This is a genomic window from Rhodomicrobium vannielii ATCC 17100 (assembly GCF_000166055.1).
Taxonomy (GTDB): Bacteria; Pseudomonadota; Alphaproteobacteria; order Rhizobiales; family Rhodomicrobiaceae; genus Rhodomicrobium; species Rhodomicrobium vannielii.
On the sequence record NC_014664.1, the window covers coordinates 2266437 to 2279275 of the forward strand.

General features: G+C 62.3%; 12 protein-coding genes. 5 read left to right on the plus strand and 7 right to left on the minus strand.

Going from position 1 to position 12839, the window contains the following annotated elements:
* Positions 1 to 61 precede the first annotated feature (61 nt).
* From RVAN_RS10440 to RVAN_RS10450, 3 genes are all read right to left on the minus strand, one after another.
* Positions 62 to 1426 (minus strand): B12-binding domain-containing radical SAM protein, encoded by a 1365-nt coding sequence (locus RVAN_RS10440; RefSeq protein ID WP_013419688.1) that lies wholly within the window; start codon positions 1424 to 1426, stop codon positions 62 to 64.
* Between the two features lie 104 nt (positions 1427 to 1530).
* On the minus strand, positions 1531 to 1995 hold the full coding sequence (locus RVAN_RS10445) for a hypothetical protein (protein ID WP_013419689.1): 465 nt from the start codon (positions 1993 to 1995) through the stop codon (positions 1531 to 1533).
* Positions 1996 to 2004: 9 nt separating this feature from the next.
* Complete coding sequence (locus RVAN_RS10450) at positions 2005 to 3261, minus strand: radical SAM protein (protein WP_013419690.1); 1257 nt, start codon at positions 3259 to 3261, stop codon at positions 2005 to 2007.
* A 94-nt stretch (positions 3262 to 3355) separates the two neighbouring features.
* Here RVAN_RS10450 and RVAN_RS10455 point away from each other — a divergent pair, with 94 nt between their 5' ends.
* The 5 genes from RVAN_RS10455 to RVAN_RS10475 all read left to right on the plus strand — a co-directional run bounded on the left by RVAN_RS10455 (position 3356) and on the right by RVAN_RS10475 (position 9140).
* On the plus strand, positions 3356 to 4111 hold the full coding sequence (locus tag RVAN_RS10455; protein WP_013419691.1) for a Crp/Fnr family transcriptional regulator: 756 nt from the start codon (positions 3356 to 3358) through the stop codon (positions 4109 to 4111).
* Positions 4112 to 4479: 368 nt separating this feature from the next.
* Positions 4480 to 5916, plus strand: a complete 1437-nt coding sequence (locus RVAN_RS10460; protein ID WP_013419692.1) for an APC family permease — start codon at positions 4480 to 4482, stop codon at positions 5914 to 5916.
* Positions 5917 to 5924: 8 nt separating this feature from the next.
* Positions 5925 to 7286 (plus strand): aspartate aminotransferase family protein, encoded by a 1362-nt coding sequence (locus RVAN_RS10465; protein ID WP_013419693.1) that lies wholly within the window; start codon positions 5925 to 5927, stop codon positions 7284 to 7286.
* A gap of 9 nt (positions 7287 to 7295) precedes the next feature.
* Entirely contained in the window at positions 7296 to 7835 is a 540-nt protein-coding gene (locus tag RVAN_RS10470; protein ID WP_013419694.1) for a carboxymuconolactone decarboxylase family protein, read from the plus strand.
* A 9-nt stretch (positions 7836 to 7844) separates the two neighbouring features.
* Complete coding sequence (locus tag RVAN_RS10475) at positions 7845 to 9140, plus strand: O-acetylhomoserine aminocarboxypropyltransferase/cysteine synthase family protein (protein WP_013419695.1); 1296 nt, start codon at positions 7845 to 7847, stop codon at positions 9138 to 9140.
* 156 nt (positions 9141 to 9296) lie between these two features.
* Here RVAN_RS10475 and RVAN_RS10480 read toward each other — a convergent pair whose 3' ends face one another.
* The 4 genes from RVAN_RS10480 to RVAN_RS10495 are packed head-to-tail and all read right to left on the minus strand — an operon-like array spanning position 9297 to position 12261.
* A complete protein-coding gene (locus tag RVAN_RS10480; protein WP_013419696.1) occupies positions 9297 to 9650 on the minus strand; it encodes a YdhR family protein in 354 nt (117 codons plus the stop codon).
* A 16-nt stretch (positions 9651 to 9666) separates the two neighbouring features.
* The gene (locus tag RVAN_RS10485; RefSeq protein WP_013419697.1) at positions 9667 to 10491 is read right to left on the minus strand and encodes an SDR family oxidoreductase; all 825 of its coding nucleotides are present in this window, start codon (positions 10489 to 10491) and stop codon (positions 9667 to 9669) included.
* Between the two features lie 37 nt (positions 10492 to 10528).
* The gene (locus RVAN_RS10490) at positions 10529 to 11182 is read right to left on the minus strand and encodes a DUF938 domain-containing protein (RefSeq protein ID WP_013419698.1); all 654 of its coding nucleotides are present in this window, start codon (positions 11180 to 11182) and stop codon (positions 10529 to 10531) included.
* A gap of 32 nt (positions 11183 to 11214) precedes the next feature.
* Positions 11215 to 12261 carry an alpha/beta fold hydrolase gene (locus tag RVAN_RS10495; RefSeq protein WP_041788955.1) on the minus strand — a complete coding sequence of 349 codons (1047 nt, stop codon included), beginning with the start codon at positions 12259 to 12261 and terminating at the stop codon, positions 11215 to 11217.
* Positions 12262 to 12839: the final 578 nt, after the last annotated feature.

Genomic DNA, 12839 nt, shown 5'->3' on the forward strand with positions numbered 1-12839 from the left:
TATCGCGATTTCCAACTTTTTAGTGCCGCGCAATTAATTGCGCGGCACTGTCGGTCACGCGTTATGCCGCCGCCAGACGGCGCGTCGCAAAATGCTCGTTGATCTCGCCATACAGCTCCTTCAGCCGAGCGGGCGGGATCGCGCAGATGCCGTCATAAGCTTCGGTGAAATGCACGCGGGTGTGTTCGAGAGCGAACGGCTTGATCCGCCCCTCCGCGATCAGTTCGTCGTAAAGCGGTGAGCCGGGCAGCGGCGAATAGATGCTCCAGCTCCAGCGGTCCAGTTCGAGCGACTTCGCAAGATCGAACGTCTGGCGGACATCGTCCTCATCCTCACCCGGAATGCCGATCATGAAGAAGCCGAACACGCGTAGGTGCCGCTTCGCGAGTGCGACCTTCTCCTTGATCTGATCCACGGTGATCTTCTTGTTGAGCCGCACGAGGCTTTTCGGCGAGCCCGATTCGATGCCGAGGTCGATCTGCGTAAGACCCGCCGCCTTCATCATGATGAGTTCGTCTTCATCGAGCAGGTTGATGCGCGTCAGCGCCTGCCACTCGATGCCCGCCTTCCGCTCGATCATCAGTCGGCAGAATTCCTTCGTCCATGCGGGCTTGAGGTTGAAGATGCTGTCCTTGAACCACACGCCTTCGATGCCGTGGTCGTCGCGAAGGCGGATCACCTCGTCCACCACCTTCGCGGGCGATTTGAAGCGCCACTTGCGGCCCATGGTCTGCTGCACGGCGCAGAAGCTGCAATTATAGGGGCAGCCGCGCGAGACGATCATCGAGATGCCGCGCACGGTGCGGAGCAGCGAATTGTGCTCGATGTAGCGCTCGACGGGGAACGCGCCGTAATCCGCACCGGGGATGCTGTCGAGGTTCTCGGCAAGCTGCGCCTTCTCTGAAATGTGGATGCCGCCCCCCGTGCGAAAGCACAGGCCCTGGACCTGGCCCAGACCTTCGCCGCCGCTCTGAAGCGCGCGCAGAAGCTGCGAGAAGGCCTCCTCGCCCTCGCCGCGAATGACGAAATCGACCGACGGGTGGGCGATGACGGTCTCGGGGTCGAGCGTCGGATGCACGCCGCCGAGCACGATGGTCGAGGCGGGCACCTGCGCGCGGGCAATGTCCGCCGCGCGGAGCGCCGCCGGTAGCGTCGGCGTCATTGCGGTGATGCCAATTACGTCGGGCTTTTCGGACTTGAGGCGTCGAGCCAGTTCTTCCGAGTCCATCATGAGCGCCTGCATGTCGAGCAGCGTCACGTCATGGCCGAGCCGCTTCACATAGGCCGTGAGGTACGCAAGGCCGAGCGGCGGCTCGAACGGCGCGACGTAGAGATTGCCGCCCCGGATCCAGTTCACATAGTCGGCGTAGCGGTTCTTGAAGGCGTCGCCATCGAAGAAGGTTGGATTGATGAAAAGGATCTTCATGAAAGGCTCCTGAGCCTCGAAAGTGAATGGACGAGGCGCGCAAGCCGGGGTCGCTTCCGCCGGAGCGGAAACGGCCCTTCGATTGCGCGGGGGTCGGTCGGCGTCTAAACGGCGATGCGGTCGAGGTGGATGAAATCCGGGTGCGCCGCATCCTCGCGAGCGCGGACTTTCTCGAAGCGCTCGTCGATCACCTCGTCGGGCTCGATGACCCAGACGCCCGCGAGATCCACGTCGCCGAGCGTCTCGCGGGAGCGCACATAATGGCTCTGGAACAGCGGGCCGGTGATATGCAGCTTCACCGGGCGCCCCTTGATCTGCACGCGGTGGCCGTCCGCCCCGTGCAGCGCGACGGAAACCGAGCCGCCGTACCAGATGGTATGCGTCAGGTTGCGGTTGGCCGCCGAGGTTTCGAGGAATTCGAGCACATGGATCGTGCCGTCGCCACCGTGATGCAGCGACGGTTTCTCCACGGCATCGGGCGCGCCGTTCGCATCGACGGTGGCGAGCACCTTGATCGTTGCGGCGCTGTCGAGCAGCGCGATCACGTCGGGGGAAAGTGTTGCGGGCATGGTGGCGTCCTACTGAAGGCGTGCGAGGTCGGAATCGGGGTGGTTGCCGCAGCGGCGATAGTCGTCGAAATCGACCTTCAGTCCGTGGCTCGCGCGGATGTCCTGAAGCCCTTGCGCGAGGCGGATGAAGTAATCGAGCGAGGGCGCTTTCTGGTCGCGGAAGGCCGAACCGGGGCGCGGCACCCAGACGATGTAGACGGTCGTCACGCCGCGCGCCGCGAGCCAGTCAGCCTCGGACAGCGTCGATTGCAGCGCGTCATGTTCGCTCTTGAAGCCGGAGGGCTGCGCGGTCTCGACGCCGCCGACGATCCCGGTGCCGACATTGCCGCGCCCGAAGATGTCGACCGCGTTCACGAGCCGCTGTTTCCAGCCCTGATAGCCTACCTGCCGCGCCTTGCCGGGGCAGATCCAGCCGAACAGCTCTTCGTTCAGCACTTCGAGGTCGGTCGTGTAGCTCGTCAGACCAGTCTCATTATAGAGTCGCGCGAGCTGCTTCTCGTTGAAGGCCGACGCGATCAGCTGGCTCGGGAATTTCTTCGTACGGAAGTTCTCGCCGATGGCTTGAAGCAGTTCGATGTAAAACTCGACTTCAAGGTCGAAGATTTCCTTTCCCTTGGTCACCGAACCGGCGGTGAGGCAGAGATTGGTGAAGCGGCCCGGCTCCTTCAGCGCTTCGGCGATGGTTTCCTTGACGTCCTCGGGGCGAAGCCTGTTCGGAACGCCGATTTCCTCGCGTTGCTGCTTCGTGTGCGTGACGATATCGCAGAACTGGCAGCCTTCCTTGTCGGCCCAGAAATAGCAGAAGCTCGACTGGAACACGTTCAGCCGCTGCGGGCGCGCGCTCACGATGTGGCTCATCGGCAGGCCGGATGTGGTGAGCTTGTCGTAATAGACGGGCTTCGGCCACAGATCGACCTCTTCGAGCTGTTCGCCGCCGTCCACCAGCACGAAGCGCCCGTCGCGGTAATCGACGACATACGGGTTCTGGTCCAGCGGGGTCGGATCGACGAGAATGGTCGTGCCATCGCGCAGCAGCAGCGACTCCGGCAGCGGTTTGATCTCGCCGTCGCGTGAGCCGAAGATGTAGGGACTGCGCAACTGGTGCACGGCTGGATCGACGGCCTTTTCAGCAGCTTCCGTGTAGTGCACGCCACGGCGTTGCACGTCGATCTTTCGCGCGATCAGGCGCGGGAAGCGGGGATGTTTCGCCAGCACTTCGTCGAAGGATGGCTCGGCGCGATAGATTTCCTTGAGCAGGGCGACCACATCAATCTCCAATTTTTAACGTCTACAAAATTGATGGAAACTGAGCTATAAGCCAGCAACTAATTGCCCTTTAGCGCGCCGAAGAGCTGCTCATATGGAAAAATATTCTATTTTTGCCGGTTGGTTGAGTGCGGGCATACCGCCGGGCGCCGACTTCTCGCTGCATCTTCGCGCCTTGGAAGAGGAGGGAGGAGCAAACCCGAACTTTTTTCACGGCCTCGATGAAGATGACATCGCGGCGTTGTTCGCCGTGTCGTGCGTCAAGGCGTTTGCACCGGGCGAGGCGGTCTTCCGACAGGGTGAAGCGCACGAGGGCATTTTCGTAATCCTGTGCGGGAAAATCCGCGTCTATTATCTCGGACCATCCGGGCGCGAACTGACACTTGCCTACTGGTCGGCGGGTAACTTTGTCGGCGGCCCGCACATTTTCGGCGAATGCCAGCATATGTGGTCGGGGCAGGCGGAAGAGGCCGCAGAGGTTCTGGTTGTTCCAGGCACCGGAATGCGCGCTCTGATCGAGCAGCGGCCGCGCCTCGCCGTCGCGCTCGTCGAAGCCATGGCGCACAAGGGCAAGTGTTTCTCAAGCCTCATTCAAATGTTGGGTACGCGTTCCGCCGCCGAACGTCTCGCGCAATTGCTGCTGCTGATGGCCGAGATGGGCGGCCAGCGCATCGGCGACCGCATAATCATAAACCGCACGCTGACGCAGGACGAGCTCGCACGACTGGTCGGTGCGACCCGCCAGTGGATTTCCGCGACGCTCGAACGGTTTCGCGAGAAGGGCCTGATCGAGGTTGCCCCGGACCGGATCGTGATCCTCGACGAGGCGCGCTTGCGATGCTCGCGCTGAGTTTTGCGAGATCCCCGAGCTAAGCGAAAACCCCACCCCTGGCTCAAAATAGGACAAATTCCTAGAAATGGCGTATGCGGGGCCATAAATATTTCAATATGCCGAAAATATTAGCGGCGATTTAGAATTTTGTTGTTAAACGTCGATAACTTCTATAATCGTTTGGCATTAACCTGGGCGGAGCAGTGCGCATGTCCATCGCGTTGCCATGGAGGGAAGTGAGCGGCTTTGCCGGTTTCGCCCTCTTTTTGCCCGCCGTTGCCGGAGCAGCAGACCCGTGTAGTCGGGCGGTGGCGTAGCGCTACCGCCGGCCAGACCCCTTGGCCTTCCCCCGCACAATCTGTCTGCCGTCAACGGAGCATGGAATCATGTCTACGGACTCCCGCGCGCCTCGCGGGTCGCTTAAACGCGATCATTTGTCGTTTCTCGATGTCGTCGCTCAGGCCATCGGCATCATTGCGCCATCTGGCACACCCGCCTTCGTCTTTCTCGGCGTCTTCGCGACCGCCGGTAACGCGCTTTGGCTTGCGTATCTGTTCGCAACGCTCGCGCTGTTGCTTCTCTCTTTCAACATCACCGCGTTTTCCCGCCGCTCGGCATCGCCCGGCGCGCTCTACACCTTCGCGGGGCAGGGCCTCGGCGCATTCTGGGGCAGCATCACCGGCTGGTCGCTCGTGATCGCCTATCTCTTCACGGCGGGCGCGGTCGTAGCGGGCGCGGTGAATTATGCGCTCGTCGTGCTGCATGCCGTTTTCGGGCCATTCGCGGATGTGGCGGCATCGGTTGCAATCGCCGCCCTGTTGGTCTTCATCGCGTTCTACGTGGCGTGGCGAAGCATCAAGCTTTCCACGCGCCTGACGCTCACGCTCGAAGCCGTTACGGTCATCGCTATCCTAACGATTGCCGTACTGTGGCTCCTCCGCGCGCCGAACCCCGTCGATAGCGCCCAGCTTCGTCTCGATGGCGTGACCGCGGATCAAGTGCGGCTCGGCCTCGTGCTCGCCTTCTTCAGCTTCGTCGGCTTCGAGGGCGCAACCGTGCTCGGTCACGAGGCGAGGAACCCGCTGCGCGTCATTCCCCGCGCTGTGATTGTGACGGTGCTCTCCGTCGGTCTCTTCTTCGTCTTCACAGGTTACGTGCTCGTCGCCGCCTTTCAGGGCGCCGCAACCGGTCTCGACAAGGTGGACGCGCCGCTTTCCGTTCTCGCGACGAGCGTCGGCCTGGAACCGCTCGGCCTTCTGATCGCGGCGGGCGTTGCGGCAAGCTTCTTCGCGTCGGCGCTCGGCAGCATCAACGCGGGTGCGCGCATCATCTACTCGCTGTCGCGGCATGGCATCATCTTCGGCCGCGCGGGCGATGCGCATGAAACGCACGCGACGCCGCATGTGGCCGTGGCCATCTCCGCCGCCATCGCCGCGCTGCTCGCCCTGCCGCTGATCGGCGCGGGCATCGGCCTGCTCGATGTCTTCGCCTATCTCGGAACCATCGCGACGCTCGGCTTCCTCACAACCTACATCCTCGTCGCCATCGCCGCGCCGGTGTTCCTCAGGTCGCGCGGCGAACTGCGCATCCATCACGTGTTGGTCTCGGTGCTGTCGATCCTGCTCCTGACGTTGCCAGTCATCGGCGTGCTCTATCCGGTCCCGGATTATCCGCTCAACATCCTGCCCTATGTCTTCCTTGGGCTCCTGCTGATCGGCGGGCTTCAATTCGTCATCCTTCGCTGGAGGTCGCCCAAAGTGCTGGACGTCATCCAGAAGGATCTGAACGAATCCGCTACTCCGGCTGCCGTCGCCGCCGAGTAGCCGCTGCAATGTCTGACATCAAGAGGCCGACGACAGCGGCCGCGTGGGTGGAGGCTGACCGCCTCCACCTTCTGCATCCCCAGCATCATCCATCGGAACAGCAAAACCCCATCATCTGGAGCCGGGGGGAAGGAGCGACACTCTACGATACGGAAGGCCGCGCTTATCTCGACGGTCTGTCCGGCATGTGGAACGTCCATCTTGGGCATGGGCGCTGGGAGCTTGTGGAGGCGGCCTCGCGCCAGCTTTCCACGCTCGCCTTCGCCACGGCCTATGCGGGCGCGACACACGAACCGGCGATCCGGCTTGCCGAGCGGCTCAAGAAGATTGCGCCTGCGGGGATTGAGTCTTTCTTCTTCACCACGAGCGGCAGCGAGGCGACGGATACCTCGATCCGCACGGCGCGCTGGTTCTGGCGAGCGCAAGGCAAACCGGCGAAGACGAAGATCATCGCGCGCGAGTGGTCCTATCACGGCTCGACGATCGGGGCGGCGAGCGCAACCGGAGTCGATGAGTTCAGCGAGGGCTTCGGCCCGCGCCTGCCAGGGTTCCTGCATATCCCGTCGCCCTATCCATACCGCTTCGACGGCGATGGTGAGGCGGCGGCGGATCTGCTGGAAGCTGCCATCCTTCGCGAAGGGCCGGAAACGGTTGCCGCATTCATCGCGGAGCCGGTTCAAGGCGGCGGAGGTGGCGTCATCGTGCCGCCGGACGGCTACTTCGAGCGCATCCGCGAAATCTGCGACAGCCACGACGTGCTGTTCATCGCGGATGAGGTGATTACCGGGTTCGGGCGCACGGGCAAATGGTTCGCCCTCGAGCATTGGGGCATCGCGCCCGACATCGTGCAGTTTGCCAAGGGCATCACCAGCGGCTACGTCCCGCTCGGCGGCATAGGCATCAGTGCGCGCATCAAGGATGTGCTCGACGGCGCAGAGTCAGACCGGCGTTGGTGGCACGGCTTCACGGCCTCGGCGCATCCGGTAGCCTGCGCCGTTGCGCTGGAGACCTTGCGTATTATCGACGAGGAACGCCTCGTCGAGCGGGCGGCCGGGCAAGGGGGGGCTCTGCTCGGCCGTCTGCGCGAGGCTCTCGGCTGGCACCCCCATGTCGGCGAGGTGCGCGGCCTTGGCCTGCTCGCGGGCGTGGAACTTGTCGCCGACCGGCGCACACGCGCGCGCTTCGCTCCTGAGTTCCGCATCGCATCGAAGCTGCGTGCCGAACTTCTGGCGCGCGGCCTCTACACCCGCATCGTGAACGACACGATCTGCCTCGCCCCGCCGCTCACCACCACCGACACGGACCTGTCCCGCATCGCCGACATCGTCATCGATGCGGTGGAGACGGTCTGTCGCCCCACAAAATCATAGGAAAACGCCATGTCCCGCATCCCGCCCGTCGATCTCGAAACCGCGCCGCCCGACATCCGGCGACGGCACGACGCCCTCATCAAGACGCACGCACTCACCAACATGAAGGCGGTGCTGCTGCATTCGCCCGTGGCGCTCGACGCCGTGCTCGAATGGTACAAGCTGTTCGACCGCGTGAAGCCATTCCTCGGAGAGCGCGAGGCAGTGCTGTTCTGCTTCGCCATCTCGCGCGCGAATGCCTGCGAGCTTTGCACCACCTTCATGCGCCGCGCGATCATCGGCTGGGGCGAAGACCCTGAAAACCTGAACCTCGCCCCCCGCGAGCAGGCGATCTGGGATTACGGCTGGCAGCTTGCGAAAGACCCGAACCGCATCGGCGACGCGCTTTACGCCCGCCTCGCGGCGCATTTTTCGCCGGCCGAAATCGTGGACCTCACCGTGTTCGGCGCGCTGATGATCGTGAACAACGTCTTCAACAGCGCGCTTCGCATCGACGCGGACGAGAGCCTCGATCCCTACCGCATCGACCCCGAAACCTATTTCTCCTGAGAGGACATCATGAGCGAGCGCAAATACGGCTTTGCCACGCAGCAGCTTCACGCTGGCCAGACGCCCGATCCCGTGACTGGCGCGCGGGCGGTGCCCATCTATCAGACCACGTCCTTCGTGTTCAAGGATTTCGCGTCGGCCAAGGCCATCAGTTCGGTCGAGGAATTCGGCTTCGACTATACGCGCATCACCAACCCGACGAACGAGGTGCTCGAAAACCGCATCGCGGCGCTGGAAGGCGGGACAGGCGCGCTTTCGGTCGCGTCTGGTTCGGCGGCGACGGCCTATTCCATCCTGAACATCACGCATGCGGGCCACGAGATCGTCGCGGCGAAGACCCTTTACGGCGGCTCGTTCAACCTGTTCCAGAACACGCTGCCGAAGCACGGCGTCAGGACGACGCTCGTCGATCCTGCCGACACCGACAATTTCGAGCGCGCCATCAATGAGCGGACGCGCGCGCTCTTCGTCGAAACCATCGGCAACCCCGACATCAACGTCATCGACTTCGAAGCCGTGGCGCGCATCGCCGAGCGGAACGGCATCCCGCTCATCGTCGATAACACCTTCGCCACACCCTACCTGTTCCGCCCGTTCGACTACGGCGCGAATATCTCGGTGCATTCGGCAACGAAGTTTATCGGCGGCCACGGCACGAGCATCGGCGGCCTGATCGTGGACGGCGGCAATTTCAACTGGGCGAACGGCAAGTTCCCCGACTTCACGACGCCCGACCCGGCCTATAGCGGCTTCGTCCATTGGGACAAATGGGGCAACTATCCGGGCGTGGGCAACATCGCCTACATCATCAAGGCGCGATTGCATTATTTGCGCGACCTCGGCGCGAGCCTGAGCCCGTTCAACGCATTCCTCTTCTTGCAGGGACTTGAGACGCTGTCCTTCCGGCTGGAGCGCCAGATCGCGAATGCGCAGGCCATCGCCGAATGGCTTGAGGCAAACCCGGAAGTGGAGTGGGTGAACTATCCTGGCCTTGCGAGCAGCCCCCACCACGAGCTTGCGCGGAAATATCTGCCGAAGGGGCCGGGGTCCATTCTGACTTTCGGCGTGAAGGGCGGCTTCGAGCGCGCAAAGAAGCTCATCGAAAGCGTGAAGCTGTTCTCCTTCCTCGCCAATGTGGGGGACTCGAAATCGCTGATCGTGCATCCGGCGACCGTCACGCACGGCCAACTTACCGAAGCGGAACAACTGCTCGCGGGCGTGAAGCCGAACCAGATCCGACTGTCCGTCGGCACGGAGGACGTGGACGACCTCATCTGGGATCTGGAGCAGGCTCTCGCTGCGTGACACAGACCTCGGCCGCGCGGTGCGTCTCGCTGCCGAAGCGTCTGTAGCGCATGAATGGCGTCACCGCTGGCCAGGCCTGTGGTGCATCAGCGCCGAGACGCTGGACAGAAAATCTCCCGGACCGGCGCTATCGCGGCACGATCCGGGAGCTGTGTTTTACTTCTTCTTGTCGCTTTTGCCCTCTTTCTTCTCGGCCGCAGCATAATAGGGCGAGGAAATCTCGCGGCTCGCATCGGCCACCACGTCGCCGTCGAACAGCTTGACCGAAAGGGTTCCGCCGAGTTGCTTCGCCGCGGCCGCGAGATAACCTTCCGCGTAGGCCCTCGCGTTTTCAACGCTGTCGAATTCGTAGAAGCCGCCAATGGAATGGGTGTTGATGCCGGCGAGCCAGGTTTTGCTCTTCAGCCCCTTCTCCTTCTTCATCGCGACGTTGATGGACGGCCAGTCGATGTCGTTGAAGGGGATGGCAACCTGTATTTCCGCGTAGAGATATACTTTCTTGATGCTCATAGGGTTTCTCCTCGGGTTAAAATGTTTCCTTGAATGGACGCAGATCGAGTTCATGCGTCCAGGCGCTTTTGTGCTGACGATGCAGCGTCCAATAGGCGTCCGCAATTGCGTCAGGCTCCAGGAGGCCATCCTTGCCCTTTGACTCGACGTAGGCGGCGAATTGTCCGCGCGCATAGTCGCCGTCGATCACACCGTCGATGATCACGTGGGCCACATGGATGCCCTCAGGGCCGAATTCTCGCGCGAGCCCTTGGGCGACCGCACGCAAGGCGGCCTTTGCGGAGGCGAACGCCGCAAACGGTGGCCGCGCCCGAAGCGACGCTGTTGCGCCAGTGAAGATCAGGGTTCCCTTGTTGCGCGACACCAGCCGCTGCATGGCCTCGCGCCCAAAAAGAAAGCCGCCGAATGCATTCTGCTTCCACAAAGATTCGAAGATGTCGGGAGGCGTTTCGAGCAGCGGCAGCGCGACGTTGTTCCCGACATTATAGACCGCGAGTTCGAGCGTGTTCTTCTTGTCCGCGAGGTCGAAAAGGCGGCGCACATCGGCGTCGAGCGTGACATCGGCTGCGACTGGCGTGGCGACACCGCCAGCATCGCGGATGGTGGCGGCGACTGCTTCAAGCCGTTCGAGCGTTCGTCCGGCAATGATAACGTGAAGACCCTCAGACGCAAAACGGCGTGCCAGCGCCGCCCCGAGCCCGTTCGGTGTGCCGACGCCCGCAACGACGGCGACGCCCTGCTTCGACCGTCTTTTAGAAACCTGTTTCGCCATGAAAGACCTTTCCTGGGCGCGGCTGCGTGCCTGCGCCCAGGATGTGGGGTCGATTGCGGCTGCTGCCATTCAAGGCAACCGCCTCTGTTTCAAGATGATGCCCGCTCTATTCCCGACCGAAAACGAGGATGAAGTTGTTGGCGGGGAGATCGAGGCGCTGCTTCAGAACGATCCCGTGCTTGCTCGCCGCCTTTTCGAGATCGCGCACATCTTTCAGGCCCCACTCGGGCACTTTCGCTGCGAGGATTTCCTTGTCGAACTCTTCGTTCGAGGCCGTCGTGTAGGCACCGTCGATCTTGAACGGTCCGTAGATCGCAACGAAGCCACCCGGCTTGAGTGCGTGCGCGGCAAGGGCCGCAATACCGTCCGCGATGGAGACGGGCGCGACCTGAAAAATGTTGATGACGAAGATGACGTCGTAGAGTGGGTTATTGGCTTCGGGCCACGTCGATGGATCGGTGAGATCGATCTTCACCGGGTCGAGGACATTCGTGTTGCCAACTTCATCCCTGTTCCTGCGGATCGCGGGGAAGACATCGGTATCGTAATCCGACGGCTGGAACCGAAGCCCCGGAAATTCCGGCGCGAAGAAATTGATGTGCTGGCCGCTACCGGTTGCAAGCTCCAGCACGTCGCCGGAAGCGGGAAACAGCGTCTTGAAGGCATCAAGGATCGGACCGCGATTGCGCTTGCCCGCCCACGCCACATAGGGGCTCAACGGATACGGATCGATCGGAGGGCGGTCTTCCGGAATTGTCATGGCAGGCCTTTCTTGCACTGGGGGAGGGTTGCTTACGCTTGCGCGAGAAGCTCTTTCAGGTAGCCGTCGACCGTTTCGCGATACGCGGCTTCGGTCGCGAAAAGAGCGAGATGGCCCCAGTCGGACGAAACCAGCTTCAGTTCGCTGTCCGGGATCAGTTCCTGCTCGGCGGCGACATCCTTGAGCGGGAAGAACGCGTCGTTTTCGATGGCGATGACGAAAGTCTTCGCCGTGATCCGGGCGAAGGCTTCCTTGAGGCTGCCGCCAGCGTTGCGGCCGACATCGTGATCGCGCCATTTTCGGGCGAGCAGGATCAGGTTGTTCGGATCTTGCGGGAGGAAGTGACCTTCGAGGAAGCCGCGCAGGAAGTCCTCAGCGGAAGAGAAGCCCAGATCAAGCCAGCCCTCGTTCGTGTATAGCGCGGGCGAGAACCCGGAAGCCGCGAACAGGCGAGCGTGGCGACGAAGGCCCCGCTGCACGGCGGCCTTGTCCGCATACCACCCGCCATCGAAGGCCGGATCGCTCGCGATGGCTTCGATGAATGTCTCAACGAGCAGCTTGGTGTAAGGCGTCCCGCGCCCCAGTCCGGCGATGGGCGCCGCGCGCTGGACCGCGTCGGGGAAGCGGATCGCCCATTCGTAGGTTTGCTGTGCGCCCATCGAGCCGCCGAGTACGAGGGCGAGCTTTTCGATGCCGAATTTTTCCGTCACGAGCTTGTGCTGAGCCCGCACGTCGTCGCCGATCGTGACGCTCGGGAAAGCGGCCGCGTTGAAGGGGATCGGCGTATTGCTGGGCGAGGCCGAAAGGCCGTTGCCGATCTGGTTCACGAGTATGATGAAATAGCGCGAGGGATCGAGCGCGCGCCCTTCGCCGATGTAAGCCAGTTCGAGGATCTTGTTCGTGCCCGAGTACCAAGTCGGGAAGAGGATCGCGTTGTCCTTCTTCTCAGAGAGCGTTCCAAAGGTCGCGTAGGCCAAGTTGAGATTTCTAAGCTTCCCGCCGCTTTCGAGTTCGAAATCGCCGATGTCTACCGTCTGAAACGGCCCGTGAATGTCCTGCGAGTAATAGTTATCAGCCACCGCTCTCTGCCCCGAATAGCAGTCCGACACGGCGCTCCCGAGAGGAAGCCATGTGGCTGCGAGGTAGTATGTCGATCATCATTATGAACAAACGGTCGCGCATCACAAGGCCGCAGGCGATAAAAGCAAAGCCGCTGCGCAGGAATCGTCTTGAGCGCAACCGCAGTCGCGTGGACGCCGATGATCGGAGCAAACTTCTGTGGCGAAGCAGGGGCTTTGCAGAAACCTATTATGTGCTGAGCGGTACGGCGCGCTGGACGGCGGAGGGCGTGACACACGAGCGCGCGCCGGGCTCGTTCATTCTCATCCGTCGAACATCGTGCATGTGATGGAAACGGGCGACGAGCCGCTCATTGCCGCCTACACTTGGACGGGCGACGTAGAGACGCTTTCGAGCTTTACCAACCCGGCAGTGCGCTGACCCATTGCGGTTTAGGCTACGACAACATTAAACAACAATGCTTGGGCGCGTCGAGTGCTCGAAGGATCGCTGCGCCTCGTATCACGGTGCAGTCGCCGCTTCGGTGGAGCGATTCGCAACATCGAGCGGCAACGAACCGAGCGCGTCGACCCTTACG

Coding starts and splice junctions, on each gene's coding strand:
- RVAN_RS10440 (WP_013419688.1), bottom strand. CDS start 1,426: ATGAAGATCCTTTTCATCAATCCAACCTTCTTCGATGGCGACGCCTTC.
- RVAN_RS10445 (WP_013419689.1), bottom strand. CDS start 1,995: ATGCCCGCAACACTTTCCCCCGACGTGATCGCGCTGCTCGACAGCGCC.
- RVAN_RS10455 (WP_013419691.1), top strand. CDS start 3,356: ATGGAAAAATATTCTATTTTTGCCGGTTGGTTGAGTGCGGGCATACCG.
- RVAN_RS10460 (WP_013419692.1), top strand. CDS start 4,480: ATGTCTACGGACTCCCGCGCGCCTCGCGGGTCGCTTAAACGCGATCAT.
- RVAN_RS10465 (WP_013419693.1), top strand. CDS start 5,925: ATGTCTGACATCAAGAGGCCGACGACAGCGGCCGCGTGGGTGGAGGCT.
- RVAN_RS10470 (WP_013419694.1), top strand. CDS start 7,296: ATGTCCCGCATCCCGCCCGTCGATCTCGAAACCGCGCCGCCCGACATC.
- RVAN_RS10475 (WP_013419695.1), top strand. CDS start 7,845: ATGAGCGAGCGCAAATACGGCTTTGCCACGCAGCAGCTTCACGCTGGC.
- RVAN_RS10480 (WP_013419696.1), bottom strand. CDS start 9,650: ATGAGCATCAAGAAAGTATATCTCTACGCGGAAATACAGGTTGCCATC.
- RVAN_RS10485 (WP_013419697.1), bottom strand. CDS start 10,491: ATGGCAGCAGCCGCAATCGACCCCACATCCTGGGCGCAGGCACGCAGC.
- RVAN_RS10490 (WP_013419698.1), bottom strand. CDS start 11,182: ATGACAATTCCGGAAGACCGCCCTCCGATCGATCCGTATCCGTTGAGC.